Source organism: Nocardia sp. JW2, from assembly GCF_051843015.1.
Taxonomy (GTDB): Bacteria; Actinomycetota; Actinomycetes; order Mycobacteriales; family Mycobacteriaceae; genus Nocardia; species Nocardia coubleae.
Window position 1 is genome coordinate 176,042 of sequence record NZ_JBPXLK010000008.1, and the last position, 26,307, is coordinate 202,348.

Here is a 26,307-nt window from a genome sequence, read left to right on the forward strand (position 1 = left end):
ATCAGAAGAAGGTGCCGCTGAAAGGCTGTGTGGGCGTGGCGAACAGGGCGTCGGCGGCGTCCACGGAGCCGGGGCGGTGCTCGACGACGCGGCCCGCGAGGGCCAGTTGCGCCCACGTCGACCCGCCGAGGTAGACCGCGCCGAGGGTGGCGACATCGACGCTCACGTCGGGTGCGTCGTCCACGCGGGTAACCGCGTCGGCTGCGACCCGGTACCTGCCCGTATTGGCGGACAGGATCGCGTCGTCGACCTCGATGATCACCGGCGGCGCGTCCCGATAGGTACGACGGGCCAGCGCCGCAGCCACATCGACCAGCCGCAACCAGGTCTCGTCTCGCACGGCAGCGACCTGGACCGCGCGTTCGTCGGCGAACAGGTGCCGCAGCGGCGCATCGACCGGGGCGAAGGCAATAGTCACCTTGTCGACCAGATCGACGGTGAGCAGGTGTCGGATCAACCCGATGTAGGCCTGCGGGGTGGTCGCCACCAGGTCGTCCACCACGATCACCCGTTCGGGACTTGTGAACCAGCTCGCGGTGTCGACGGGGTGGTAGCGAGCGAAACCGTCCTCGGCACCGGCGGGGCCGTGCGTCACGGTGTACAGCGGCGGGGTCGCGCCGAGTTCGCGCCGTGTCCACCAGTACTCGGGACGGGCGATCGCACCGGTCCAGGAGACATCGGCGGTGGCGTAGATCTGCGGGAACAGTTTCCAGGCCTGACCGGGCTCGACGAACCGCACCGGCCCGGAGCCGGGCACGGTGTCACGCAGGCGAGCACGGGAGCGACGGATGTCGAAAGTCGCGAAGGAACTGGCCACGCCGTAGCCGAAGCGTTCGTAGATGGAACCCTCCGACGCGCGCAGCGTGGCGACGACTTCACCGCGGTCGGCGATGTCGTGGAGCTGGGTGCGCAGCAGGCTGGTGAGCACGCCGCGGCGCGTATGGGTTGGCAGGACACCGACATGGGTGACGGCGGCGTGCGGCACCCGCGTGCCGCCCGGCACGACCAGCCAGCTCGTATAGGACTCGGCGGTGCCGACCAACTGCCCGTCGATGCGGGCGCCGAGCGTGCGTCCGGGTTCGGACAGGTGGTCGCTGTCGGGCGGGGAAGGTGGCAGGCCGACCATCGCCGCGCGGAACACCGCGCTCGCCGCATGGAGATCTTCGTCGGTGTGCAGGGTGGCTACGTGAACACTCACTCCACCACTGTGCCCGATGGGGGCGGGCGGATCAGGCTCCGATGACCGCGTTCATGATGGTGCCCGCGCTGGTGGCGACCGCGCCGCCCGCCATCGCGCTGGCGATCATCTTGGGTGACTGCAGGCCGCCGCCGTTCCACTTCTCCCAGGCGAAGCGGCCGCCGCCGTAGGTGATGGCGGTGACGCCGGACAGCAGAATCATCCAGGTGAAGTACCGGCCGAGCTGCAGCACCTTGTCGGCCATGGGCGGCGCCTCCGGCGTCGGGTTGCCCACCTGCGCGAGAACGATGCCATAGGTGTCGTGCACAGCGGCCAGGATCATGCTCACGATCGTTGCTCCTTCGTCGGTTGTTCGTTGTGACGCCGATGTCGAGAACGCGTGACGCGGTAGAGCCAGATCTATTGAATATTCAACCTCAGGCGGGTCGGGTGGCGTGCGCGACACTCCGCAGGCCACCGCCGCGCCCTGACATGGGTATTGAACCGGCGTGCCCGTTTCAAACGGCACGAATTGGCGTCACGGAAATTCGAGACCGACCTGTGCCGCGATGACAGCGGCCTGCACGCGTGACTGCACGCCGAGCTTGCTCAACACCCGCGAGACGTGCGTTTTCACCGTCGCCTCGCCGATCCGCAGGCGGGTGCCGATCTGCATGTTGGACAGGCCGGCGCCGAGACCGGCCAGCACCTGCCGTTCGCGGTCGGTGAGGGCCGAGAGGTCGGGTGGGGCGGTTTCCTCGGCGCGTGGGAGGGCGGCGATCACGGCACGGGTCACCTTGGGGTCGAGCACCGCGTCACCGTCGGCCACCGCCCGGACGGCGCGGACCAGGTCGTCGCCGCCCACCGATTTCAGCAGGAATCCGCTCGCGCCTGCCGACAGCGCGCCGAGCACGTAGTCGTCGATGGCGAAGGTGGTGAGGACCAGGACTTTCGCGCTGGTCTCCGCGACGACGGCTGCCGTGGCCGCCAGGCCGTCGACGCGCGGCATGCGCACGTCCATCAGGACGACGTCGGGGCTCAGCGCCTTGGCCTGGCGGACGGCCGCGGCACCGTCGGCCGCTTCACCGACCACCCGCACCTCCCCGGTGGCCTCGAGCAGCATTTTCAGGCCCGCGCGGATCGCGGCGTGATCGTCGGCCACCAGCACGGTCACCGTCATCTGGCCTCCAGGGGAATCCGGACCCGAACATGCCATCGGCCCTCGCGGACGCCCGCCGTCGCGGTGCCGTCCATCGATTCGGCGCGGAACATCATGTTGCGCAATCCGTTTCCGTGGCCTGTCACCACCTCGGAACCGAGGGGATTGCTCGCCTCGACCACCAACCCCGCGCCCTCCCGGCGCAGTTCGATGTCCAAGGGTGCGCCCGGTGCGTGTTTGGTCGCGTTGGTGATGGTCTCGCCGAGGATCCGGGTGACCACGGCCTCGATCGCCAGCGGCAGCGACAGGTCGTCGGGCCTGCGCAGCGAGACCGACCCACCCGCCGCCTCGGCCGCCTCGATCAGGCCGTCCAGCGAGGCCAGCCGCGTCGTGACGGCGCTGTCGTCGGGTCCGGTGAGCAGTTCGATCGTGGTCCGCATCTCCTCCATGGCGGCCAGGCTGCTCGACCGGATCGTTTGCAGGACACCGATATTGCCCGGGTCACGCTGCGCGACCTCGGCGAGGATGGCGACGGCCGAAACGTGACCGGCGACCGCGTCGTGCAGATCGCGGGCCAGGCGCCTGCGCTCCTCCCCGATGGCGGCGGACCGTTCGGCGTCGCGCGCGGCGAGTTCGGCGCGACCCGCGTCGCGTTCGGCGTCGACCATCCGCCGGGAGGCACGCACGGCCCGTCCGTAGCCGAGGGGCGACCAGGTGAGCGCGACCCCGATCAGACCGGCGTAGAGCGCGGCCCGCACCCCGAGCAGGGCCAGGGCGAGCAGCGCCCCACCGACGGTCACCAGGAACGCGAACCAGCCGACCACCACCGACAGCCGGGCCGACCCGGTGCTCACCGCCAGGAAGATCACGTCGGTCAGCGCGATCCACAGCGGCAGCGAGGGCCCGAAGACGAAGTCGCCCGCCAGCAACACGATCATCAGGCCGAACGCGAGAGCGGGCCTGCGCTGCGCGGTGAGCTGGATGGCGAGGGCGGCGAACAGCAGGGCCAGTTTCGCGGCGGGCGGGTAGAGATCGCGGTCGACGACGATGGACCAGCCACCGACCCCCCACAGCAGCAACCCGACGAGGAAGACCCCGACGGCCGCGGAGGTGGCGCTGTCGAACGCCTCCACGAGCCGGTCCATGGGCGCGCGGACGGTGGGCATCTGCTCATTCCAGCACATCGGGCGGTGCAAGACGTCCCCCGAAGGTCGGACCCGCCCGCGACCGGAAGCCGGATGTGCCCACCACATCCGGTTCGGCACCCTGAACGCATGAACGAACTGACGAACCCGGTACTGCTGACGATCGCGGGGTGCGAAATCGGCTTCTGGGTGCTGGTGGTGGGCGGGTTGGCCCTGCGCTACCTGCTGCGGTTGCGGCGCGCCAGCACCGTCACCCTCGCGCTGGTTCCCGCGCTGGACGTGGTGCTGGTGGTCGCCGTCGCGATCGACCTGCACCGGGGCGGTGAAGTGACGTTCGCGCACCGGATCGCCGGGATCTACCTCGGGTGCACGGTGATGTTCGGGCCGCGCATGATCCGGTGGCTGGACGAGCGCTTCGCCCACCGCTTCGCCGGCGGACCCGCGCCTGTCCGGGTGCCGAAATACGGGCCGGAACGCACCCGCAAAGAATGGGCCGATTTCGCCCGCTGGCTCGGCGCGGCCGCCATCGCGGGCGCGCTCACCCTGGCGCTGAGCTACACGGTGGCCGACGCCGAGCAGCGCGAACAGCTGATGGGGATCTTCGGTTCGCTCGGCGTGATCACGGTGATCTGGCTGCTCACCGGACCGGTGTGGGTGACGGGGTCGCGGCGGAGTTGATTCGCGGCGAACCGTCGCCGACCCGCACGCCGCACGTCGGCGGCGGCGAACCGCCGGCCACGTGTCGAGACCCGCATCAAAGCGGACTGCACTCGCATCCAGTGCCCTGAGCGCCCGAATCGGCCGCCCAGGGGCAGCGGATGCAGAGGCTCAGACCGTGGTGGTGGCCTGTTCGCCGATCAGCTCCCCGATCCACGGGAGCACCGCCGACCGCACCTCGATAGCACGCGGGAGCAGCCCGTTCGCGGCGAGAAGGTCGGCGGCGCGCTGCTGTTCGTCGAGGAAGTCCACGTTCACGGGGTGCACGCCGAACGGGCGCCCGCGCAGCGCCGCTTCCCAGGCGTCGAGATCGGCGGGGATCCCGTGGCGGAGCGCGTCGTCGACGAAATACTGTGCCGCGGCCCGCGGGTTCTCGACGATCCAGGCGTCGGATTCGCGCAGCGCCGCGAGCACCGCCTCCACGGTGTCGGGATCATCTTCGGCCAGGTCGCGGCGGGTGAACCACAGGGACGGGTGGCTGAAGACCGAGGCGGTGTCGACCAGTGTGGTGAGTTCGGTGGCGGCCTCGATCTCGTGCAGACCGGGGTAGGTGCCGACCCAGGCATCGAGCTCACCGGCCAGCAGTGCCGCGCCGCCGCCGCGCACGTCCACGTCGATCGGTTCGACATCCGCCCAGGTCAGGCCGACCTTGTCGAGAGCGAACAGCAGCAGCGTGGTCTGCCAGGAGCCGTGCGCGATGCCGACCCGCTTGCCGCGCAGATCGGCGGCGGAGGTGATGCCGCTTGCGGCGGTCGCGACCAGCCTGCCGTTCTCCACCCGCGGTCCCGAGATGCCGAGGTAGACGATGTCGCGCTGGTTGGCCAGCGCCGTGAGTGGTGGGGTGAAGCCGGTGCCGATGATGTCGTAGCCGCCCTCGGTGAACAGCCAGTCCGAATGTTCGCCGGGCAGTGCGGTTTTCGGGTCGACGCGCGCAGGCCGGGGCAGTTCGCGCAGGTCGACCCATTCGACCCCGGGCAGCAGCCGTTCGAGAATGCCACGGTGGCGCAGGACGAACAGCGAGTTGTTGTGCGGGAAGTAGCCGACCCGGATGCTCATCACGCGTCTCCGATCAGGCCGAGGCGGCGGGCTTCGTCGGCCAGCCCGCTGCGCTGCCACTGCACCGCCAGGTTCGACGGATCGAATTCCACCGAACCGCCGAGGGTTTCGGCGATCGCCTGATACTGCGCGCCCTCCTCGAGCAGCACCACGAATTTCGCCAGTTCCAGCAGACCGGCACGGCCGATCACATTGGCCCCGCCGTTCGCCTCGAAGATGGCGGCCAGGTGCGGGTCGGTCTCGAGCCTGCTCAGGATGAACTCGCCCGCGCCGATGGTGCGGTCGATGTGCGGCGGAATCTCGCGCGACAGGGTGAGCCGCTGGGAGGCGGCGTAGCGGATGGGCAGGGTGCGGTGGGTCTGGGCCCAGCCACCCAGCCAGGGCGTGTGGATGTGTACGACCGAGGTGATCTCCGGGTGTGCGCGGAAGACCTTCGCGTAGCCGGTGACGAATCCAGCGGAGCCCTTGCCGGACAGCACTTCTCCGTCGAAGGTCGCCACGACGGGTTCGACCGTGCGGTCGGTGGCCCAGGGGCCGGGTTCGTTGAGGGCGACGGCGATCTCGGTACCCGGCACGCGCTCGACGAAGTTGACGGTGCCGTTGCCGGTGACGGTTCCGGTTTCCCGGAAGACCCGGAACGCGGTCTCGGCGTCGTGGGTAGCCGCCGCGACGAAGGCTGTCACGGTCTCCGGCAGCAGGGTTTCGGTGGTGGTCATGGGCACTCCTGTGGTTATCGGGCCGTCGCGAGGACGGTGTCGGTGGGCGGGGCGGTGAGCCGGGAGCGGCCGAGCAGCGGCAGCACTTCCTCACCGACCCGGTATGCCTCTTCCAGGTGCGGGTTGCCCGCGAGGATGAAGGCGTCGACGCCGAGGTCGATCAATTCGTCGAGCCGCTGGGCGACCTGTTCGTAGCTGCCGACCAGGCCGAACGCCGGACCGCCCCGGATCAGGCTGAAACCGCACCAGACATTGGGCTGGACTTCCAGATCGCGGTAGCCGGTGATGTTCTCGGGCACCCAGCCCTTGATCCTGGCGGCGCCGACCGAGTCGCCCTGGGCCGCACGGTTGGCGGCGTCGCGATCGACGAAAGCCCAGCCCCGCTCGATCTCGGCCCACGCGGCTTCCTCGGTGTGGCGGGCGACGATGTCGATGCGGACGGCGAACTTCGGTGTGCGCCCGGTGGTTTCGGCGTTGCGGCGGACACCGTCGAACTTGGCGCGCAGGTCGGCGTAGGGCTCGAGCCAGGACAGGTAGTAGTCGGCGTGGCGGCCCGCGGCGGCCACGGCGGCACCCGACGAACCGGAGAAGTACACCTCGGGGAAGGGTTGCCCGGCCAGGCCCGGTGGCAGTGCGGCGCCTTCGGTGCGGAAGAAGCGGCCGTCGTGATCGAAGGGCTCACCATCCCAGACGCCGCGCAGCACGTCGAGGAACTCGCTCGTGCGCGCGTAGCGGTCGTCGTGGGACACCTTGTCGCCCCACCACAATTGGGCCGGACCGCCACCACCGCTGATGATGTTGTAGACCAGCCGCCCGCCCGTGGCGCGTTGCAGGCTCGCCGACATGCGCGCCGCCTGCACCGGGTGCAGGAAGCCGGGCTGGAAGGCGACCATGAAGCGGTAGGTGGTGGTCTCGGCGGCCAGCGCGGCGGCGAAGGCCCACGGGTCGTCGGTCACCGGGAACGACGGCAGCAACCCGCCGAGGAACCCCGCCGATTCCGTGGCCTTGGCGACCGCGGCGACGTGATCGAGGTAGGTGTACTCGTCGAGCGCGCCGTTCCGCACGGCCGGTGCGATATTGCCCGGACCGTAACCGCCCGCGTTGCCCCGGTTGTAACGACGTGGGGTCCGCAGCGAGGCGTGGTCGCCTTCCATGCCGATGCGCCAGTAGACGTCGATGGTCATGCGGTGACCTCCTGGGCGAGGGTGCGGGCGGTCGGGTCGGCGAGGAACAGCAGGTGTTCGCCCGCGCGGTGGATTTCCTCGATAGCGGGGTGGCCCGACAGCACGAAGGTCTGCACGCCCGCGGCCGCGTAGTCCGAAAGGTGTTGCGCTACCTGCGCGTAGCTGCCGACGAGGCCGATGCGCTGGTCGTAGCCGAACGCGTGGAACCCGGACCAGCGTCCCTCACCGAGGGTGTGGTCGGCGACGTTGTCGGGTCGGTCGAGTTCGGCCCACTGCCGATGCACCCTGGCCCAGGCTTCGTCCTCGGTCTCCCTGGCGATGATCGGCAACTCGAGGCCGACGCGCACGTGGCGGCCGGACGCGGCGGCCCGCTCCCCCAACTCGGTGACCGCACCGGTGATGCCGTCTTCGTGTTCGGCGAACAGGTGGACATCGCCGTGAGCGGCCGAGAGTGCGAGGGCGGCGGGCGTGGTGCCGCTCAGATGCACCGCCGGGAACGGCAGTCCGGACAGGATGCCGCGGAAGCCACCGTCGACCACGTCGTAGTAGCGACCGGCGTAATCGAAGCCGGTGCCCGCGAATCCCGCTGCGCCGACCTCGTTCTCGTTCCAGACACCGCGTGCGACCGTGAGGAATTCCGCGGCGCGGTCGTAGCGTTCGTCGCCGGTGAGCCGGTCACCGCGCGCCCGGGCCTCGGCCGCGTCGGTGTCGACGGCCAAGCGCCAGTTCAGCCGCCCCGCCGAGTGCCGCTGCAGGGTCGCCGACACCTTGGCCGCGTACACCGGGGTGCCGAACGCGGGCTGGAATTCGACTGTTACCCGCGTGTAGCGGGTGGCGCGCAGGGCGGCGGCCGCCACGATCCAGGATTCCTCGCCGAGCGGGTCGTAGGGTGCGAGCACGCCGTCGAAGCCGGTGAGTTCGGCGGCGTCGACGATCTGGGCGAGGTCGTCGAACGGGCCGAAGCGCCCCGGCCGCGGATCGGTGGTCTCGACAACGGGGTTCGGCGGTCCGAACCCGCCGCGGCCACGCAGCGCCGGATCGGCGCGTCGTCCGTCACCACGGCTGGGCAGCCGCCACAGGAAATCGGTCATGCCGGCACCCGCTCGGCGGCGACGATCTCACGCGCACGAGCCAACGGCTCAGGAGCGACCCAGGATTCGAGATCGAAATCGGCGGCCAGGAAGCCGTGGGTGTAGAGGAACTGCTTCTGCACACCGAGCAGTTCGACCCGTTCGTCGGTGAGCGAGGGATGCAGGCCGCGGTGGAACTCGGCGCCGTAGGCCGCGACGACACCGGCCGGGCCGGACAGCGTTTCGCGCTGGAGCACCGCGCGGACACCGTCGAGGTCACCGGCGGCCCAGTCGGCGGCGCGCAGGCTCTGCGCGAGGAAACCGACGACAACCTCGGGCCGGGATTCGAGCAGGTCGGCGTGGACCGTGATCGGGCGCGGGGTGCCGTTGTTGACCCGCAGGCGCTTGGTGGCCGAGGCATCGAGGTCGACCGCCACGCGCAGACCGTGCTCGGCGGCCACCTCCTTGGCGCGAGCGCCCTTGACGTAGATCGCGTCGACCCTGCCGTCGAGGAGTTCGTCCACACCCCAGGTCGTCGAGCGACGAGCGCTCTGGATCTCGGTGCGCACCTGCGGGTCCGGCTCGACCGCCAGCTCGACGACGCGCACATCGGCCAGGGTCAGCCCGGCCGGGCGCAGGGCGTTGGCGAAACCGTGCAGCGCCATCGCTCGCGGGAAGCTGCGGGCCTGGTCCTGCGCCCAGGCGGGGACGCCGATGCGCAGCCCGGCCAGCCCGGCGGCATCGGTGACCGACGAATCGGGGCCGACCAGGATCGCCTGGGACTCGTCGATCCAGGTGAGTCCGATCAGGCGGGTCGGTGAACCCTGTGCGCGTGCGGCCAGGGCGGGCACGTTCCCGCCCTCGCGGATCAGGCCGGACAGATCGTGCAGGAAGTGGTGCCCGGCGAGTTCGGGGCCCGCGTCCTGCAGCACGCCGAACTCGAGGCCCGCGTTCGCGGCGGTCTCACCGAGCCAGCCGAGGCTGTGCGCCAGGCCGCTCGCGGTGGGCACGGGGCAGCGGGTGTACCACAGGGTTTCGGTCATGACAGGCTCCTTGCATGTGGTCCGACACCGAGTTGGGCGAGGAATCGCGTTCGGTAGCCGAGGGTTTCGGGTGCCGCGTGATCGCGCGGGTGGGGTAGGTCGACGGTCTCGTCCACGGCGAAACGGCCGCGCTCGAGGATGATCACGCGGTCGGCGAGCCGGATCGCCTCGTCGACGTCGTGGGTGACCATGAGTACAGCGGGCCGGTGGCGGGCGACGAGATCGCCGACCAGGTCCTGCATGCGCAGCCGGGTCAGCGCGTCGAGTGCCGCGAACGGCTCGTCGAGCAGCAGCAGTTCCGGTTCACGCACCAGGGCCCTGGCCAGGGCGGCACGCTGCGCCTCGCCACCGGACAAAGTGGCGGGCCACTGACCCGCCTTGCCGTCGAGGTGCACTTCGGTCAACGCGCGCAGGCCCGCTTCGCGCTGTGCCTTGCCACGCCGCAGGCCGACGATCACGTTGGCCAGCACCCGCTTCGACGGGATCAGGCGCGGTTCCTGGTAGACGGTCGTGCGGCGCGGCGGTACGAGAACCTCACCGCCGTCGGGTGTTTCGAGCCCGGTGAGCAGGCGCAGCAGCGTGGTCTTGCCGGTGCCGCTCGGGCCGAGCAGCACCACGAACTCGCCGCGGCGGATGGTGAGGTCCACGCCGTCGAGCACGGTCTTGTCGCCGAAGGCCTTGCGTAGACCGGTGATCGACACCGCCACCGGGTCCGCCGCTACCTCGATCGGGGCAGCTGCTGTTGTCGTCATCGGATCGCCACCTGCTTGCGCCAGGGCATCGCGTACCGTTCCGCGAGCCGTACGAGTGCGTCGAACACCAGACCGAGCAGCGCGTAGAGGACCACGCACAGCACCATGTAGTCGGTGCGGTTGTATTCCTGGGCCAGCGTCACCAGGTAGCCGACGCCCTGCTGGGTACCGACCTGTTCGGCGGCGATCAGCGCGGTGATGCTGATCGACAAGCACACCCGCAGCGCCATCAGGATGCCGGCCAGCGCGGCGGGCACGATCACCTCGACGACGAGCCGGGTTCCGGTGAGGCCGAAACTGCGCGCCGCCTCGACCATCTTCCGGTCCACATTGCGCACGCCCAGGTAGGTGTAGGCGTACATCGGGGCGGTGGTCGCCACCGCGATCAGCAGCACCTTGTAGAGCTCGTCGATGCCGAACCAGGCGATGAACAACGGGACAAGTGCCAGGAACGGCACAGCACGCACGATCTGCATGGTCGAGTCGACCAGTTCCTCACCGAGGGCGGACAACCCCGACAGCAGGCCGAGGACCAGCCCGACGCCGACCCCGATCGCCACCCCGGCGGCCGCCCGGCCGAACGAGGCGAGGGCGAAGTCGAGCAGTTGACCGCTGCCCGCCAGCTCGACCAGCGCGGACCAGACGGCGCCGGGTCCGGCGATCACCCGCGGTGAGATGGCGCCGCTTGCCGAACCCGCCCACCAGGCGAGCACGATGAGGACGGGTAGCAGCGCGCGCAGACCGAGCGACAACCAGCGTGGCCGCTCCCGGGTGCGCCGGACCCGGGGCGCGGCAAGGACGAGAGTGCTCACCTCACTTGTCCTTCAGCGCGGCGAGCTGTTCGGGGGTCAGCTTGGATTTCAGGTCGTAGAAGATGTCGGCGGCGGTGATACGGCGGGCGATGACGCCGTTGTCGGCGAAGGTGTTCACCACATCGGCCAGGTCGGTGGCATCGGAGTCGACAGGCAGCCGGGGGACGGAGGCTTGCGCGCCGACCCGGACGGCGTCGGCCAGCCGCTCACCCGTGAGCGCGCGTGGACCGGACTTGTCGAAGACGTTCTCGAAGTCGGCCGGTGCGGCCTTCTGCTTCGCGGTGAGACCTTGCAGCACTTCCAGATACTTGGCGGCCACGTCGGGGCGCTCGTCGAGGATCTCGGTGCGGAACACCACCACGGAGTTGTCCTTGGAGCCGATCTGCTTCTCGGTGGTGATCTCCACCGCGCCCGCGGCCTTGGCCTCCTGGTACGGCACCAGGAACGACGCCCACGCGTCGACCTTGCCGGTCGCGAACGCCGAGGCGGCATCCTTCTGCTGCAGCGGGACCCGGGTGACCTGATCGGCCGGAACACCTGCCTGGGCAAGGGCTTTGAGCGTGATGTACTCACCCTTGCCTGCCGGGTTCACCGCGATCCGCTTGCCCGCGAGGCCCGCCACCGAGGTCACCCCCGACTCCGGCCGGACGACGATTCCGCTCTGATCCTGACCCGCCGGGTCGGCTACCGCGACGATCTTCACGCCGACGTCCTTGGACAGCGCGCCGACCACGGGACTGAAGGCCGCGCCGGACACGTCGAGTTCGCCGGTGTTGAACAGCTTCAGCATGGAGCTGAAACCCGGTGTGGTGCTGACCCATTGGATCTTGGCGCCCAGCGGTGCGAGGGCCGCGTCGAAGGTGCCGTCGCGTTTGCCGACGGCCAGCGGGCCGCTGTTGCCCGGGTCGGTGACCTTGAGGATGTAGGGAGTGTCTGCCCCCTGTTCCGGCGTCGAGCCGGAGCCACATGCCGCGACGAGGGCGACGACGGGGGCGATCGCGAGGGCGATCCGCGAGAAGGCCGACAGCCTGCGGGACATTCGGGGCTCCTGTTCGGGACGGGGTCGATGCCCTCGGAGCGTATGAGCGCGCATCGTGCGGAACGAGGTATGCCTTTCCGTGGATCGGAAAGCTTGACAGGAAGGCATCCGCAGATTTATGGCAATTGTGCGGTCGCTGCACCGCAACGCTTTCCAATTATCGGAATACATCGACAGGCTTCCGCGCGTGCCTGTGTTACCTTCGGTTCGTGGAGACCTCCAGCGTGCAGACCGTCACCCGAGCCCTGTCTGTACTCGACTGCTTCCGCGGTGGCGAGGAACGCGGCGTCTCGGAAGTCGCACGCGCACAAGGGCTCGCGGTGAGCACCACGCACCGGTTGCTCGGCGCGCTGGTGCAGGCGGGCTTCCTGGAGAAGGACGCCGAGTCCAGCCGGTATCGCATGGGCGGTGCCCTGGCCGAGTACGGCCAGATCGCCTACCGCCAGCACAAGATCTACCTCGCCGAGCCCTGCCTCGAACAGCTCGCCGCCACCACCGGGGCGACCGGCTCGGTGGCCACCCGCCACGGAATCCACGCCGTCCTGCTCGGCACCAGCCGGTGGCGCGAGAGCGACGGGCACAAGTTGCAGGGCGTCCGGCTCCCGCTGCACGCCAGTGCGCTCGGCAAAGCGCTGCTCGCCTGGTCCGATGTCGATGACGACGAGTTGCGTTCGCTGCCCTACGAAGAAGGCACCGAACGGTCGGTGACCGGGCCCGAAGAACTGCGCGCCGAACTCGTCACCACCCGTGAGCGCGGCTACGCGTTCAACGACCGCGAACTCGATCCCGGATTCCGCACCATCGGCCTGCCGATCCTCGACCCCGAGGGGCGGTGCCGATTCGCGCTCGGCCTGCGCGGACCCGTCACGCTGATGATCGACGAGCGGGTGCCGTTCTTCGTCGAGTTGGCCAAGGTCACCGCGGCCGAGATCGCCGCCAAGTTCGCGGCGGCCTGATCCCACCGGGCCCGCCCGGCACGGAAATCCCCGCGCGCGAACGCGGGGGAGCCGGATACCGTGGACCGACTGGTTAGTCGAGGAAGGACCGCAGTGGCGACCGATACGGCGGACACGGCTGTCGGGTTGCGATCCGAACGGGGTGCGGTACTCGCCTCGCTCATGCTCTCGACCTCGCTGATCGCGCTCGACTCCACGATCATCGCCACGGCGGTGCTCACCATCACCGATTCGCTCGGTGGGTTCGCGATGTTCCCGTGGTTGTTCTCGATCTACCTGCTGGCACAGGCGGTCACGGTGCCGATCTACGGCAAGCTGGCCGACATGGTGGGCCGTAAGCCGGTGATCCTGTTCGGGATCGCCGTGTTCGCCGTCGGCTCGCTGCTGTGCGGTCTGGCGTCGAACATGCTGGCCCTCATCGTCTTTCGTGCCATCCAGGGAATCGGCGCCGGCGCGATCCAGCCGATGACGATGGTCATCGCGAGCGACCTCTACAACCTGACCGAACGGGCCAGGGTGCAGGGCTATATGGCGGGTGTGTGGGCCGGGTCGGCGGTACTCGGGCCGCTGCTGGGTGGACTGCTCTCCGATCACGCGGACTGGCGGTGGATCTTCCTGATCAACCTGCCGCTGTGTGCGGTCGCGGCGTGGATGTTGGTGCGGCACTTCGCCGAATCGGCGCCGCGCAGCCGTCAGCGGATCGACTACCTCGGCGCGGTGCTGCTCACGTTGGGCGCGGGGGCGCTGATCCTGGCGCTGCTCGAAGGTGGGCAGGCGTGGGCGTGGGATTCACTGGTGTCGATCGGCCTGTTCGCGGGCAGCGCGGTGGTTCTCGCAGTGTTCGCCGTCGTCGAGTTGCGGGTGCCCAATCCGGTGCTGCCGCTGTGGGTTTTCACGCGCCGGATCGTGATCGCCAGCAGTACGGTGTCGCTGCTCGTCGGCGCGGTGGTGCTCGGATTGACCTCCTACGTCCCGACTTTCGCCCAGGGTGTCCTCGGCACCACCGCCCTGGTCGCCGGGCTCGCCGTCGGCGGGCTCACCCTCGGCTGGCCGCTGGCGGCGACACTGTCGGGCCGGTTGTACCTGCGCTGGGGATTCCGCATCGCCGGTCTGCTCGGCAGCACGCTTGCCGTCATCGGTTGCGCGACAACACTGTTCATCGACGCCGGGACCAGCCCGTGGCAGATCGCGGGTTCGTGCTTCCTGATCGGCGGTGGCATGGGCCTGGTCGCCTCCCCCACCCTGATCGCGGCGCAGAACAGCGCCCCCTGGCAGGAGCGGGGCGTGGTGACCTCGGCCAACATGTTCGCCCGATCTTTCGGCAGCGCGCTCGGTGTCGCCGTGTTCGGCGCCATCGTCAACACCGGCATCACCGACCCCGACCACCCGACGCCCACCGAACTCGCCTCCGGCATCCACCTGGTGTTCGCCGCCATCCTCGCCATGGCGGTGATCATGTTCGCGGCGGCCGCCACCATGCCCGGACGTACCGCCGCCGACTGACGGACCACCCCGGCGGCAACCGACATCCGGTCACACCCGGACCGACGGCTGCCCGCGCCGAGGCGTCATCGGGTGTCGCGCACGCGGCGGTTGTGCGGGCACCGCCGATACGAGGGTATCGGTCGCCGCCGGCCGTGCCCGCCGCGAGCGTCGGTTCGTGGCAGGGTGTCCGGTCGACGCCCGCCGCGGACGCCGCGAGCGTCGGTTCGTGGTCGCGGTCAGGCGGATCGTTGCTCGGTGTGGCGCACCACCTCGACTCGCTCCTGCGCCCCGAATTCGACGACGCGGCGGATGCGCGAGTTCGCGACGGGTGCGAGGTCGACGGTGACCGGCGCGCCCGCTCCCGCGCGAGTGATCGCGATGATGCGGTCCTGGAGGTACCCGTCGGGAACCGGCACCCTGATGATGTCGCCCACCGCCAGCGCCTCCGCGGCGACCTCACCACCGCTACCCACCGCGGCGAACTCACCGCACCGAGTCGGTCCGGTGCTCGCGCCGAGCCCGCGTTCGGCGATGGTCCACCACACCGACTCGCGGGCATCGCCCGGCCCGGACGACGCCGCGGCGTCGCCATCGGCACGCGCCTGCCGGTGCGGCCGGGCCGTCTCGGCGAGGTCGCCGACGCTGGGCAGAGCCGCGGTGCCTGGGCCCGAATGCGCCGACCGCTGCGACCGGTCCGCCGGTGCGGCTGCGGCTGCGGGTGCGGGTGCGGCTGCGGCTGCGGGTGCGGGTGCGGGTGCGCCATGGTCACGCAGGACTGTCGTGTCGCCGTATGTGTACGGGCTGTCGATGTCCTGCCCGGTTGCCGGCCCGCTACGCCGAGCCGAGGCGGTGAGGCGCTGGTGCCAGGCGAGGATCCGGTCGCGTTCGGCTTCGGCGGCGGCGCGGGTCTCGTGCAGGGAGATGTGGCGGCGGGTCGGGGCGTTGCGGGGGTGGGTGGTGCCCGCCGCGCCGTCGACGACCAGAATCCAGCGGGCGCCGACGGCGCGGTCGCGGCGGGCCGAAACCCGTTCGGCCAGCGCGTGTCCCGGGGTGGCGCCGAGTCGGTCGGCGGCTTCCTCGATGCTCTCGACGAGGCCGAGTGAGCGCAGCAACTCGGCGGCCGAGAGTTCCGAGGTGTCGAGTTCCTGGGCGAGCGCGGGCATGGGCGTCTGACGGCGCCAGCCGATCCGGGCACAATGTTCGTGGCGGGTGAACCACAAGCGGCTGCCGGAGCGGCGGTGCTGGTCGATCACCACCGCCCACCAATCCCATTCGGGTTCGGCGACCAGGCGCGTTCGCACCCACCGTTCACGCTCGGCCGTGGATATCCGGTCCTCGGGTGGCACGAAGTTGCGGAGCGCGGTGCGTACCGCCGATTCCGTGCGCCCGAGCGTTCGCGCGGTGCGGGCAAGATCGACACCCGCCCGTAGGTCGTCGGCGAGGATCCGGTATTCCGATTCGCGCCAGGTGGTTCCGTGCCTGCGTGGTGGACGCAGATCGCCGCGGAAGTCGTCACTCATGTCGTGCCCCCGTTCTCGCACCGCCCGGCAACACTCGCCGGGCCAGTTGTGTGACACTTCGACGATACCGATGGGGTATGACAGAAAACGCTTGTCTGCCAGCGGCTTTCCAGCAAACGGTGGCCGACGGTCAGTGGGTGTGCGCTCCTGTCTTGCGACCGAAGGTGTAGTAGCCGACGCACACCAGCGCGGCCCACACGGCACCGACGACCAGCGCGGTGCGCCCACCGTCGGTCCACAGCAGCAGGATCACGACCAGGCCGAGGAAACCGAGAGCCGCCCAGGTGGTCACGGGCGCGCCGGGCAGGCGGTAGTCGCTGCCGGGCAGCTCACCCGCGCGCACCTTGGCGCGATACTTCAAGTGGCACACCAGGATCACGCTCCACACCACGATGATGCCGACCGTGCTCACCGAGGTGATGTAGGCGAAGGCCTTGTCCGGCGAGATCACGTTCACCACCACACCGATCACCATCGCCGCCGCCGAGGCGCAGATACCGGCGAACGGCACCGACTGCTTGCTCAGCTTCGCGAACCCGCCGGGCGCCTCGTCGCGCAAGGCGAGGCTGCGCAGCATCCGGCCGGTCGAGTAGATGCCGGAGTTACACGAGGACAGTGCCGCGGTGAGCAGCACGAAGTTGATGATGCCCGCGGCGGCGGGGATGCCGATCTGCTCGAACACCTCCACGAACGGGCTGCGCCCGGCATGGAAGCTGCGCCAGCTCGCCACCGACATGATGACCACGAGCGCGCCGATATAGAACAGGCCGATGCGGAAGGGCAGGGTGTTGATCGCCTTGCGCAGGGTGGTCTTCGGATCGCGGGCCTCGCCCGCCGTCACGCCGACCAATTCGACACCGACATAGGCGAACACGACGATCTGCAACACCAGCAGGGTCTGTCCGAAGCCGTGGGGGAACACCCCGCCGTCGGCCCATAGGTTCGTCACGGTCGGATCGGCGGCGTGCCCGAACCCGAACACCAGCACACCGATGCCGATCAGGATCATCGCCAGGATCGCGGTCACTTTGATCGCGGAGAACCAGAACTCGCCCTCACCGAAGATCCGCACCGAGATCAGGTTGGCGGTGAACAGCACCGCAAGCACCACCAGCGCGGTCACCCATTGCGGAATGTCGAACCAGTACTGCACGTAGTGCCCGGCGACGGTGATCTCGGCCATGCAGGTCGACACCCACACCGCCCAGTAGGACCACCCCGTGGCGAATCCGGCGAACCGGCCGAGGAACTCGTGCGCGTACTCGGCGAAGCTGCCCGAGACCGGACGGTAGGTGAGCAGCTCACCGAGCGCGCGCATGATGACGAAGATCGCCAGTCCGGCGGCAAGGTAGGCCAGGATCAGCGAGGGGCCCGCCTGTTCGATCGCCGCGCCGGAGCCGTAGAAGAGGCCGGTGCCGATGGCGCCGCCGATGGCGATCATCTGGATCGTGCGCGGATTGAGCCCGCGCGCGTAACCCTCTTCCGACGCAGCGGTGAGGGTCTCGGTCGGCGCGGCGGTGGGTAGGCCGGGACCGTCAGCGGACATAACGGGATCCTTCCTTCGTGTCGAACAGTCCTGCACGCTACCGCGCGGCAACCGTGCCGCCGATCACCCCTACCGCTCGCCGGAAATACCGGAGCCGCCGCGCCGGTTGGCCTACTGAGGGGATTTCACGCGAAGGAGACTCATGAGCCCGGTCACGTTGTCGGTTCTCGATCTGGCACCGGTGCAGGCCGATGCGACGGCAGGCGAGGCCCTGCACGCGACGACCCGCTTCGCCCAGCGCGCCGAGGAGCTGGGGATGCGCCGTTTCTGGGTGGCCGAGCACCACAACATGCCCGGCATCGCCAGTTCGGCGCCCGCCGTGGTGCTGGCGCATCTCGCCGCGTCGACCTCGCGTATCCGGGTCGGATCGGGTGGCGTGATGCTGCCCAACCACGCTCCGCTGGTCGTCGCCGAACAGTTCGGCACGCTCGAAGCACTGCATCCGGGCCGCGTCGATCTCGGTATCGGTCGCGCGCCCGGCACCGATCCGGCTACCGCTCGCGCGCTGCGCAGGCACGCCGAAGGTCTCGGCGCCGAATCGTTTCCCCGTGAGCTGACCGCTCTGATGGGTTATTTCGGTGGCACCGATGCGGACGGCATCGTCGCCACCCCTGGTCGCGGCACACAGCCCGAGATGTGGTTGCTCGGTTCGAGCGGGTACAGCGCGCAGGTCGCGGCGGTGCTGGGGTTGCCGTTCGCGTTCGCGCACCACTTCGCCGGCGAGAACACCGCCGCCGCGCTCGCGCTCTACCGGGACAACTTCCGGCCCTCACCGATCCTGGCCGAGCCGTACAGCATGGTCGCGGTCTCGGCGATCTGCGCCGACACCGACGCCGAGGCCGACCGGCTCGCCGCACCACGCGACCTGGCCTTCGTCAACCTGCGCGCCGGCCGCCCGCAGGCACTGGCCACCCCCGAGCAGGCCGAGGGGTTCCCCGGTAGTGATGCCGAACGCCACTTCGCCGCACAGCGCAAGGCCGGTCAATTGCAGGGGTCGCCGGAGACGGTGCGCGCCCAGGCTGCCCAGCTCATCGAGGACACCCGACCCGACGAACTGATGCTCACCACCCTCGTCTACGACATCGACACCCGCATCCGTTCCCTCGAGCTCACCGCCGCGGCGATCAACGGCTGACCCGCCTCAGCGGAGCCGGAACCCCATGGCCGCCAAGGACTCCCGGAGCCGGTGGCGGCCGTTGAGTGAGGCCTCGGAGCCGAGCCGGGCCAGTACCCGCTCGGTCCAGGAGAACGGGAGGCCCTGGTCGCCGTAGACCGCGCCGATCCGCTGCTCGTAGTCGGCGACCGGTTCGCGCTGACTCGGTAGGTCGTAGGTCTCCTGGTGCAGCACGGCCGCCTGCGGCAATCGCGGCTTCACCTGTGTGCTCTCCGTCGGGTCGGGGTGGCCGACCACCAGCCCGAAGATGGGGAACACGTGGGCGGGCAGGTTCAGTTCCGCCGCGACCCGCTCGGGGTCGTTGCGCAACGCACCGATGTAGACGGTGCCCAGTCCGAGCGATTCGGCGGCGATCACGGCGTTCTGGGCGGCGAGCGCGGCATCGACCACACCGACGTAGCTCGATTCCAGATAATCGGCGCCGTCGAGGGGCGCGCGATGGTCGTCGGCGAGCTGACGCAACCGCGCGAAGTCGGCGGTCCAGACCAGCAGTACCGGCGCCTGCTCGATGTGTGCCTGACCGCCCGCCACCGCCGCCAGCCGGGCTCGCCGTGCCGGATCACGGACCTCGATCACACTCCAGGCCTGCAGGTTCGACGAGGTCGGGGCTGACTGAGCCGCCGAAACCAGGAGCCGGATCGTTTCCGGTTCGACCGGATCGGGCAGGTAGCGCCGGACCGATTTGTGTTCGTGCAACACCTGCAGCACAGAGTTCCACTGCGCGGGAACGGCAGCGTCCGGGTCCGCGTAGCGCTGTCGGACAGGGTGGGGAGCGGTCTGCGTCATGGCCCCATCGTCGGTCACCACCGTGGGCGCCGTCTGCGATAACTCTCACCGTGAATCCAACCTCGTGGTCGATACACTCGACCACGGGGAGCTCGCCGCCCGGCGGGACCGGAAAGTGCGTCATGGCCAAGGTGTTCGACCGGATCGACGACAAGTTACGGGCGTTCATCGCCGACCAGCCGATGTACTTCGTGGGGACCGCGCCCTCCTCCGGCGGCCATATCAATGTGTCTCCCAAGGGATATCGCGACACCTTCGCTGTCCTCGACGACCACACCGTCGCCTACCTCGATCTGTTCGGCAGTGGTTCGGAGACGATCGCGCACCTGCGCGACAACGGCCGCATCACCGTGATGTTCTGCTCGTTCTCCCGCGTCGCCCGCATTCTGCGCCTGCTGGGCACCGGGCGGGTCGTGCGGCCCGACTCTCCCGAATTCGACACGCTGCGTGCGCGATTCGGCACCGAGCATCCCGGTATCCGCGCGGTGATCGTGGTCTCGGTCGACCGCATCGCCGATTCGTGCGGCTGGTCGGTGCCGAGGATGGACCTGGTCGAGGAGCGTTCCGTTCTCGACGAGGCCCACACCCGGCGCACCGACGAAGATTTCGCGCGGCGCATCGCGGGCGACAACTCCGCCAGCATCGACGGCCTGCCCGCGCTGGAACCGGACCATCCCCTGCCCTCCACCGTCCGGGCTACCCGCGAGAGCGCGAGATGAAGCGCCGCAACAGTTCCCGCGGCACCGGCACCGATTCACGCCGACCCAGTTCGGCCAGCATGTCCGCCTCGCTCGGGTCGAAATAGCCCGCGTGCCGGTAGGCCTCGATCCGCACGGCCAGCCCGGTGCCGTCGAGTTCGGGATGGAACTGGGTGGCGTACACATTGCGCCCCACCCGGATCATCTGCACGGGGCAACCCTCGGAACCGGCGAGCAGCACCGCGCCCGGCGGCACGTCCTGGCAGGCCTCTTTGTGACCGACGAAGGCGCGGAACGAACGCGGGATGCCGGTGAGCAAGGGGTCCTCGGCGCTGTCGGCCAACACGACCGTACTCGCGCCGACAGCTTCGCCGTAGCGGTCGGGGCCGACCTCACCGCCGAGCACGTCGGCCAGGATGCCCAGGCCGTAGCAGGCACCGAAGTACGGGAAATCCCGGTCGACGATCTCGGCGAGCAGCGCGCGCAGCGGCGGTTCGAACCGCCGCTGGTAGTCGTACTTGTCCTGTTCCGGCGCGCTCACATTGCTCGGCCCGCCGCCGACGATCACGGCGCAGAAGTCGTCCAGGTCGACCTCGGGCATCCCGCGATCCATCTCGATGCGCACCACCTCGTCGTCGGTGAGCTCGGCGGCGCGCAGCAGTGCGGCGTACTCGTCGTCGGACGCGGCACGTTCGGGACGAAGCTGAAGCAACAGGCAGGGCTTGGTCATCGTCGAGCCATCCCTCCGCAGTCTCATCGGGTCGGCTATCGACGATACTGTGCACGTCACGGCACCGCGCTCACCCCGACGGCCGATTCGGAAAGACTGCCCAGATACAGGGTGCCCTGGTGTTCGACCACCGAGGTGACCATCGCGAAGTTGTCGCCCGGGCGTTGCAGGTCGTGGACCACCGTGCCGTCCAGGTCGAGCGCGATCACCCACGCGGAGCGGGCGGGCGCCGGTCGGAGCCACTCCGGTAGCGCCCAGGTGAGGCGCCGGAAGATGCCCGGCAGTGCCAGCATCCGGTCGAGCAGCGGGTTGCGTGGTGCCACCATCCCGATCCAGATCAGGCCGTCGCTGCCGAGGAGCATGTTGTCCGGCGAACCGGGCAGGTTCTCGACGAGACGGTCGACGGTGCCTGCGCGGGGACCCGAGAGCCAGTACCTCGTGATCCGGTAGGCGCCGGTCTCGGCGACCAGCACACAGGACCGGTCCGGCGCCAGCACCACCCCGTTGGCGAACTGCAGCCCGTCGATCAGCACGTCCACCTGCCCCGCCTGGTCGCGGCGAACCAGCCTGCCGCTGCCGGAATGCTCGAGGATGTCACCCATCCACTGCTCGAACGGCCAGCGCCGCGACGAGATCGAGAAGTAGACGGTGCCGACGTCGTCTCGCACCACATTGCTGGGGAAGATGATGCGTTCCCCGTCCACTTCGGTGATCACCGGTTCGAGTTCGGCACCGGCCTCGGTCAGTCGGAGTACGCCGTGGCCTGCGACGCAGATCAGCAGGGAACCGTCGGCGTCCGCGTGCATTCCCAGCGGCCTGCCCGCCGCTTGCGCGATCTTCTCGACGGTGCCGTCGGCCGGATCGACGCGCCAGATGGCACCGTCCTCGGTGCCGGTGACCACGTGTCCGTCGGCCGTCAGCACGACATCTTCCGGTCCCTGACCAGGGAGCGGTATCAGCCGGACCTCGGGCAGCGCGGGGGTGCTCTGTGTCTGGGCGGCCCGGGCGGTCGCGCGGGGCGGGGTCCATCGGTGCGGTCGCATCTGCATGCCCTTTGCTACCACGCGCGGACGCGGTTGTTGCCCGGAAAGCATTGCGCGAACACGGTATCGGCGCATCATGTGGTGACCGGGGCGTGGGCGTGACGAATCGCGGCTACAGTGCGGCGGTGGACACCGGATCGGTCAGCTCTTCGTTCGAACGTTTACTCGCACCGCAACCCGCGCCGCCGTGGTGGCTGGTGCTCGTCACCGCGGCGCTGGCGCTGGTCCTGGTCGGATACCGGCCGCTGTGGCGGATCACCCGGGCCGCGGTCACCGTGGCGCACGAGGGTGGGCACGCGCTGTTCGCGCTGCTCACCGGACGCAGGTTGCATGCGATCACGCTGCACACCGACACCTCGGGTCTCACGGTGTCCAGTGGCAAACCCACCGGCCCCGGCATGATCCTCACCGCGGTGGCCGGATATCCGGCGCCCGCGCTGCTCGGCGTGGGCTACGCGGCGCTGCTGGGTTCCGGCCGGGTGTCGGTGATGTTGTGGGCCACTCTGGCCATGCTGGTGGCGGTGCTGGTGAAGGTGCGCAATGTGTACGGTCTGCTGACCGTGCTCGTGCTCGGCGCGCTGGTGTTCGGGGTGTCCTGGTACGGCAGCGACCTGCTCCAGGCCGGGTTCGCGTATCTGGCCGCGTGGTTCCTGCTGGCCGCGGCGGTCCGTCCCGTGCTCGAGCTGCAGCGTGGGAGGCGCAGACAACCCGGGCGCACCGATTCCGATGCCGATCAGCTGGCCCGTCTCACCCACCTGCCCGCACTGCTGTGGGTGGCGTTCTTCGCGCTGGTGTGCCTGGCGGCGGCCGTGATCGGCGGGTGGTTGATGCTCGCGCCCGTCGAGCAGCTGCATCCGCTGTTTCAGCGGTGATCGGCTCTCCACTTCTCGACCGCCTCGGTGACGAGCACCCCTGGCGGTTGTAGCGCGTTGAGGGCGACACCGGCTTCGTCCTGCTCGAGCGGTTCGAGCGTGGCCAGTTGCGAGTCGAGCAGGATGGTCGGCATGAAATGGCCGAGGCGACCGGTCATCCGGCGCATCAACTCCACCCGGGTGGCGGCCAGATGCACGAAGTACGTGTCGGGCGCTTTGGCCCGGAGCCGGTCGCGGTACACCCGGCGCAGCGCCGAGCAGCTGGCCACCCCGCCCGACTCGCTGTGCTCGTGCAGCCAGGTGGCGACCGTGTCGAGCCACGGCCACCGGTCCTCGTCGGTGAGCGGGATCCCGGCCGCCATCTTCTCGATATTGGCCAGCGGGTGGAAGTCGTCGCCCTCGGCGTAGGGCACGTCGAGGCGGTCGGCGAGCAGGGCCCCGACTGTCGTCTTGCCGCACCCGGAGACGCCCATGACGACAATGACAGGTTCTCCCACCGCATCCTCCTCCGCCGAGCCGTTGCCCCTACAGCCTCACACACCCGCGCGCGTCTCGGGCACGATGGTGATCATGGACCTCCGCATCTTCACCGAACCGCAGCAGGGCGCCGACTACGACACACTGCTCGCCGTGGCGCGCGCCGCCGAGGATCTCGACTTCGACGCCTTCTTCCGCTCCGACCACTATCTGGCCATGGGCGATGCCGACGGCCTGCCCGGCCCCACCGACGCCTGGATCACCCTGGCGGGTCTGGCCCGCGACACCTCACGCATCCGCCTGGGAACCCTGGTCACCGCCGCCACGTTCCGGCTGCCCGGGCCGCTGGCCATCCAGGTGGCCCAGGTAGACCAGATGTCGGGTGGCCGGGTGGAGCTCGGGCTCGGCAGCGGCTGGTTCGCCGCCGAACACGCCGCCTACGGAATTCCCTTCCCCGACAACAGGTTCGGCCTGCTCGAAGAACAGCTCGCGATCGTCACGGGCCTGTGGTCGACCAAGCTCGGCGATAGCTTCTCCTTCGACGGCGAGCACTACCAGCTCACCGATTCCCCCGCCCTGCCGAAACCGGTGCAGGATCCGGTGCCGGTGGTGATCGGCGGCAACGGCAAGGTCCGCACCCCACGCCTGGCCGCCCGCTACGCCACCGAATTCAATATGCCCTTCGCCTCGGTGGACGACAGTTCGGCCCAGTTCGACCGGGTCCGCGACGCCGTGCGCGCGGCCGGGCGCACCGACGAACTGGTGTATTCCAACGCGCTCGTGGCCTGCGTGGGGCGCACCGATGCCGAGGTGGCGCGCCGGGCCGCGGCGATCGGACGTGAGGTCGACGAGCTGAAGACCAACGGGCTGGCCGGCTCGCCCGCCGAGGTGGTGGACAAGATCGCCCGCTACCGCGAGATCGGTGCGAGCCGGATCTACCTGCAGATCCTCGACCTGAACGATCTCGACCACCTCGAACTCATTGCCGCCGAGGTGAAATCCCAGCTCTGAGTCCGACTCACGGGATCGGCTTGTCGGTGGGCAGGTTGACGAAGCTCGGTGCCGCCGGGTCGAGGCGCACCTGCTGCGGTTCCAGCCCGGAGGCGTCGAGCATCGGGCGGAACGGCAGCGCCTTGGGCGCGTTGCCCGCGTACACGTCGATCCGCACGCGGTGCCCCGGTGCGAGCACGGCCTGGGTCGGGATGACAGCGATGTCGATCTCGGTCGGCGCACCGGGGACCACGGGCAGCAGCCGGTCGAGGGTGAGCGGGTTGAACGGTGCGGTGAGGTCACCGTTCACCGACCGCGCGCTGCGCCGTTCGTCGATGGCCCGCATGGAGGAGGTGAGCTGACCGGTGGTGAGCACGGTGGAGGTGCCGTCGGGAGCGACATCGTTGACGGTGACGTTCCAGAATCCGTCACTGCCGGTGTGCACCGTGTTGAGCCGCACATTGATCGGGCCCGAGATCACCGTCTCCTCGGCGACCGGTGCGCTGGTGAAGGTGAGCGCGTTGCGTTCGGCGATGCGCGAGTCCTTGGCGCACGCGTCGAGCGCGGCGGTCATCCCGGCCGAACCCTGCGCCGCGTCGCGCGAGCAGATGGTGCTCAAACCCGGTGCCACCGTGAGGTTTTCGACCGCGCCGGGGCCCGTGGGACGCAGTGAGCCGTCGTGCAGGCTGTCCTCGGTGGACCCGCTCGGTTCGGCCGACAGATATACCCGCCGATGCGTGACGCCCGGTTGCGGCCACTCGCGTAGCGTGACCCACCCGCCGCCCTGCTGTTTCACCGTCACCGGGCCGAACGCCTCGACGCCGCTGTCGATGTCCTTGAGCCACTTGTCGAACCAGGCGCGCTGCAACACGTCCAGCCGCGGCGGCGCCCCCGGAACACCGGTTCCCGCACCGGGATTGGCGTGATAGGTGTCGCCGACTACCAGCTGCTTGCGGCCCGGGGGCAGCGGGAGCTGTTCGTAGAGTTTGGTCGCGCTGTTGGCGAAGATGTCGTGCCAGCCGCCGTAGACGAACGTCGGCACGTTCACCTTCTCCGGGTGACCCATGATCGCCTCGCGAAACGCCGAGGTCTCGTCGAGCGCGCCGTCGAGGGCGGGCGGCATGTCCTCCAGCGAGGGGGTGAGCAGGGCCTGGGCGAGCAGGTCGAAATTGGTCGTCGGGTCGGCGATGCGATCGTTGAACCAGGTCCAGTCGAAGGTGCCCTGGATCATCGACGCCACGTCGGGCACGAGTTTGAGCTGGTTGACCGAATTGAGCCACAGCGGAAGGAATGTCGTGCCGACGCCGCCGCCGGGGGCGACCACGTCGCGCATCAGATCGCTGCCGGGTTCCACCGGGAAGATGGCCTGCAGCGCGGCGGGCGCGTCTTCGGCGGCCCGCAGCTGGTTGATGCCCGAGTACGAGCCGCCGCTCATGCCGATGCGGCCGTTGGACCACGGCTGGGCGGCCGCCCACTCGATCACCTCACGGGTGTCGAGCTGTTCGCGGGAGCCGAGGGTATCCCATTTGCCCTGCGACTGACCGGTTCCGCGTACGTCGGCGACCACGACGGCGTAGCCGCTGCCGATGAGTTTGCGGTCGACGCCGAGCATGGTCTGGATCATGCCGCCGTCCAGTGCCTGCATCAGATCGCCGAAACCGCTGATGGGTGTGCTCGACAGGTTCAGGCGGCGCACGATGTCGACGGCGGTCGACTGCAGACCGGGCGTGGCGGCGGCCGCCTCGATCAGGCCGGTCATGAGCTTGGAGTAGGGCGTGAGGCTCACGATCGTCGGCAGCGGCTTCTGCTCGATCACCCCTGCCGCGTCGGCGGGGCGGTACACGTCGGCCTTGAGGACCACGCCATCGCTCATGGTGATGTGCACGCCGCGCTCCACGCGCACTTCCGGATAGGTGCCCGGCGCGTCGTGCTGGGCGGTCCAGCGCACGCCGGGCACGTCGCCGCCCGGCTTGCCCGACACCTGGCCTGTCCCGCAGGCGAGCACCGCTGTGATCGCGAGAATCGCCGTCAGCACACGGACGAGCCCACGTTCGGAACCTCTCAACGTCATCGAGTCGCTCCCGACCGGTTCGTTCATCGTTGACCTAGCCACCGCAGATCGGCGCCGAAACTGTAACAGTGGTAACGACTTGCGGCGGG

At 69.6% G+C, this 26,307-nt stretch carries 26 protein-coding genes; 7 read left to right on the forward strand and 19 right to left on the reverse strand.

Features of this window, described 5'->3' with window-relative positions; all coding sequences use genetic code 11:
• Position 1: 1 nt before the first annotated feature.
• The 4 genes from ACSVDM_RS14295 to ACSVDM_RS14310 form a co-directional block, all read right to left on the reverse strand.
• Positions 2 to 1,198 carry a GNAT family N-acetyltransferase gene (locus ACSVDM_RS14295; protein ID WP_439265379.1) on the reverse strand — a complete coding sequence of 399 codons (1,197 nt, stop codon included), beginning with the start codon at positions 1,196 to 1,198 and terminating at the stop codon, positions 2 to 4.
• A 31-nt stretch (positions 1,199 to 1,229) separates the two neighbouring features.
• Positions 1,230 to 1,520 carry a hypothetical protein gene (locus ACSVDM_RS14300; protein ID WP_174550258.1) on the reverse strand — a complete coding sequence of 97 codons (291 nt, stop codon included), beginning with the start codon at positions 1,518 to 1,520 and terminating at the stop codon, positions 1,230 to 1,232.
• Between the two features lie 195 nt (positions 1,521 to 1,715).
• Positions 1,716 to 2,357, reverse strand: coding sequence for a response regulator (locus tag ACSVDM_RS14305; protein WP_067639074.1), 642 nt, complete (start codon positions 2,355 to 2,357; stop codon positions 1,716 to 1,718).
• Positions 2,354 to 3,502: a sensor histidine kinase gene (locus tag ACSVDM_RS14310; protein WP_439265381.1), complete on the reverse strand. Its 1,149-nt coding sequence runs from the start codon at positions 3,500 to 3,502 to the stop codon at positions 2,354 to 2,356. The genes ACSVDM_RS14305 and ACSVDM_RS14310 overlap by 4 nt, the downstream gene beginning before the upstream one ends.
• A 108-nt stretch (positions 3,503 to 3,610) precedes the next feature.
• Here ACSVDM_RS14310 and ACSVDM_RS14315 point away from each other — a divergent pair, with 108 nt between their 5' ends.
• Positions 3,611 to 4,159, forward strand: coding sequence for a hypothetical protein (locus ACSVDM_RS14315; RefSeq protein ID WP_181697424.1), 549 nt, complete (start codon positions 3,611 to 3,613; stop codon positions 4,157 to 4,159).
• Between the two features lie 150 nt (positions 4,160 to 4,309).
• Here ACSVDM_RS14315 and ACSVDM_RS14320 read toward each other — a convergent pair whose 3' ends face one another.
• Genes ACSVDM_RS14320 through ACSVDM_RS14355 form a run of 8 tightly spaced genes read right to left on the reverse strand, consistent with a single transcriptional unit; the run spans position 4,310 to position 11,870 of the window.
• Complete coding sequence (locus ACSVDM_RS14320; protein WP_439265382.1) at positions 4,310 to 5,254, reverse strand: ABC transporter substrate-binding protein; 945 nt, start codon at positions 5,252 to 5,254, stop codon at positions 4,310 to 4,312.
• Positions 5,254 to 5,970, reverse strand: coding sequence for a class II aldolase/adducin family protein (locus ACSVDM_RS14325; RefSeq protein WP_439265384.1), 717 nt, complete (start codon positions 5,968 to 5,970; stop codon positions 5,254 to 5,256). The genes ACSVDM_RS14320 and ACSVDM_RS14325 overlap by 1 nt, the downstream gene beginning before the upstream one ends.
• Positions 5,971 to 5,984: 14 nt before the next feature.
• Complete coding sequence (locus ACSVDM_RS14330) at positions 5,985 to 7,154, reverse strand: LLM class flavin-dependent oxidoreductase (RefSeq protein WP_439265386.1); 1,170 nt, start codon at positions 7,152 to 7,154, stop codon at positions 5,985 to 5,987.
• Positions 7,151 to 8,245, reverse strand: a complete 1,095-nt coding sequence (locus tag ACSVDM_RS14335) for an LLM class flavin-dependent oxidoreductase (protein ID WP_439265388.1) — start codon at positions 8,243 to 8,245, stop codon at positions 7,151 to 7,153. Before ACSVDM_RS14335 ends, ACSVDM_RS14330 begins: the two co-directional genes overlap by 4 nt.
• Positions 8,242 to 9,267 (reverse strand): ABC transporter substrate-binding protein, encoded by a 1,026-nt coding sequence (locus ACSVDM_RS14340; protein ID WP_439265390.1) that lies wholly within the window; start codon positions 9,265 to 9,267, stop codon positions 8,242 to 8,244. The genes ACSVDM_RS14335 and ACSVDM_RS14340 overlap by 4 nt, the downstream gene beginning before the upstream one ends.
• On the reverse strand, positions 9,264 to 10,019 hold the full coding sequence (locus tag ACSVDM_RS14345; protein WP_439265392.1) for an ABC transporter ATP-binding protein: 756 nt from the start codon (positions 10,017 to 10,019) through the stop codon (positions 9,264 to 9,266). Before ACSVDM_RS14345 ends, ACSVDM_RS14340 begins: the two co-directional genes overlap by 4 nt.
• The gene (locus tag ACSVDM_RS14350; RefSeq protein WP_439265393.1) at positions 10,016 to 10,831 is read right to left on the reverse strand and encodes an ABC transporter permease; all 816 of its coding nucleotides are present in this window, start codon (positions 10,829 to 10,831) and stop codon (positions 10,016 to 10,018) included. Before ACSVDM_RS14350 ends, ACSVDM_RS14345 begins: the two co-directional genes overlap by 4 nt.
• A 1-nt stretch (position 10,832) precedes the next feature.
• Positions 10,833 to 11,870 (reverse strand): NrtA/SsuA/CpmA family ABC transporter substrate-binding protein, encoded by a 1,038-nt coding sequence (locus tag ACSVDM_RS14355; protein WP_439265395.1) that lies wholly within the window; start codon positions 11,868 to 11,870, stop codon positions 10,833 to 10,835.
• Positions 11,871 to 12,079: 209 nt separating this feature from the next.
• Between ACSVDM_RS14355 and ACSVDM_RS14360 the strand changes: the two genes are divergently transcribed.
• Both ACSVDM_RS14360 and ACSVDM_RS14365 read left to right on the forward strand, forming a co-directional pair.
• Positions 12,080 to 12,826, forward strand: a complete 747-nt coding sequence (locus tag ACSVDM_RS14360; RefSeq protein ID WP_181697415.1) for an IclR family transcriptional regulator — start codon at positions 12,080 to 12,082, stop codon at positions 12,824 to 12,826.
• A gap of 93 nt (positions 12,827 to 12,919) precedes the next feature.
• Positions 12,920 to 14,329: an MFS transporter gene (locus ACSVDM_RS14365; RefSeq protein ID WP_439265397.1), complete on the forward strand. Its 1,410-nt coding sequence runs from the start codon at positions 12,920 to 12,922 to the stop codon at positions 14,327 to 14,329.
• A gap of 218 nt (positions 14,330 to 14,547) precedes the next feature.
• Here ACSVDM_RS14365 and ACSVDM_RS14370 read toward each other — a convergent pair whose 3' ends face one another.
• The gene (locus ACSVDM_RS14370; protein ID WP_439265399.1) at positions 14,548 to 15,831 is read right to left on the reverse strand and encodes a hypothetical protein; all 1,284 of its coding nucleotides are present in this window, start codon (positions 15,829 to 15,831) and stop codon (positions 14,548 to 14,550) included.
• Positions 15,832 to 15,961: 130 nt separating this feature from the next.
• Complete coding sequence (locus ACSVDM_RS14375) at positions 15,962 to 17,377, reverse strand: amino acid permease (RefSeq protein ID WP_439265401.1); 1,416 nt, start codon at positions 17,375 to 17,377, stop codon at positions 15,962 to 15,964.
• A gap of 142 nt (positions 17,378 to 17,519) precedes the next feature.
• Between ACSVDM_RS14375 and ACSVDM_RS14380 the strand changes: the two genes are divergently transcribed.
• A complete protein-coding gene (locus tag ACSVDM_RS14380) occupies positions 17,520 to 18,512 on the forward strand; it encodes an LLM class flavin-dependent oxidoreductase (RefSeq protein WP_439265403.1) in 993 nt (330 codons plus the stop codon).
• A gap of 6 nt (positions 18,513 to 18,518) precedes the next feature.
• Here the strand turns inward: ACSVDM_RS14380 and ACSVDM_RS14385 are convergent, their stop codons facing one another.
• Positions 18,519 to 19,337 carry an NADPH-dependent oxidoreductase gene (locus ACSVDM_RS14385; protein WP_439265404.1) on the reverse strand — a complete coding sequence of 273 codons (819 nt, stop codon included), beginning with the start codon at positions 19,335 to 19,337 and terminating at the stop codon, positions 18,519 to 18,521.
• A gap of 122 nt (positions 19,338 to 19,459) precedes the next feature.
• Here ACSVDM_RS14385 and ACSVDM_RS14390 point away from each other — a divergent pair, with 122 nt between their 5' ends.
• Complete coding sequence (locus ACSVDM_RS14390; RefSeq protein ID WP_356983275.1) at positions 19,460 to 20,056, forward strand: pyridoxamine 5'-phosphate oxidase family protein; 597 nt, start codon at positions 19,460 to 19,462, stop codon at positions 20,054 to 20,056.
• Here ACSVDM_RS14390 and ACSVDM_RS14395 read toward each other — a convergent pair.
• Both ACSVDM_RS14395 and ACSVDM_RS14400 read right to left on the reverse strand, forming a co-directional pair.
• Complete coding sequence (locus ACSVDM_RS14395) at positions 20,034 to 20,765, reverse strand: glutamine amidotransferase (protein ID WP_439265406.1); 732 nt, start codon at positions 20,763 to 20,765, stop codon at positions 20,034 to 20,036. The two genes, ACSVDM_RS14390 and ACSVDM_RS14395, sit on opposite strands and share 23 nt — an antisense overlap.
• Before the next feature lie 56 nt (positions 20,766 to 20,821).
• Positions 20,822 to 21,808, reverse strand: a complete 987-nt coding sequence (locus ACSVDM_RS14400; protein WP_439265408.1) for an SMP-30/gluconolactonase/LRE family protein — start codon at positions 21,806 to 21,808, stop codon at positions 20,822 to 20,824.
• Positions 21,809 to 21,933: 125 nt separating this feature from the next.
• Between ACSVDM_RS14400 and ACSVDM_RS14405 the strand changes: the two genes are divergently transcribed.
• On the forward strand, positions 21,934 to 22,680 hold the full coding sequence (locus tag ACSVDM_RS14405; RefSeq protein WP_439265409.1) for a M50 family metallopeptidase: 747 nt from the start codon (positions 21,934 to 21,936) through the stop codon (positions 22,678 to 22,680).
• Here ACSVDM_RS14405 and ACSVDM_RS14410 read toward each other — a convergent pair.
• Positions 22,671 to 23,153 (reverse strand): gluconokinase, encoded by a 483-nt coding sequence (locus ACSVDM_RS14410; protein ID WP_439265511.1) that lies wholly within the window; start codon positions 23,151 to 23,153, stop codon positions 22,671 to 22,673. The two genes, ACSVDM_RS14405 and ACSVDM_RS14410, sit on opposite strands and share 10 nt — an antisense overlap.
• Before the next feature lie 97 nt (positions 23,154 to 23,250).
• Here ACSVDM_RS14410 and ACSVDM_RS14415 point away from each other — a divergent pair, with 97 nt between their 5' ends.
• Entirely contained in the window at positions 23,251 to 24,168 is a 918-nt protein-coding gene (locus tag ACSVDM_RS14415; protein WP_439265411.1) for an LLM class F420-dependent oxidoreductase, read from the forward strand.
• Positions 24,169 to 24,175: 7 nt separating this feature from the next.
• On the opposite strand, the gene ACSVDM_RS14420 is transcribed toward ACSVDM_RS14415, so the two are convergent.
• A complete protein-coding gene (locus ACSVDM_RS14420; RefSeq protein WP_439265413.1) occupies positions 24,176 to 26,218 on the reverse strand; it encodes a CocE/NonD family hydrolase in 2,043 nt (680 codons plus the stop codon).
• Between the last annotated feature and the right edge of the window lie 89 nt (positions 26,219 to 26,307).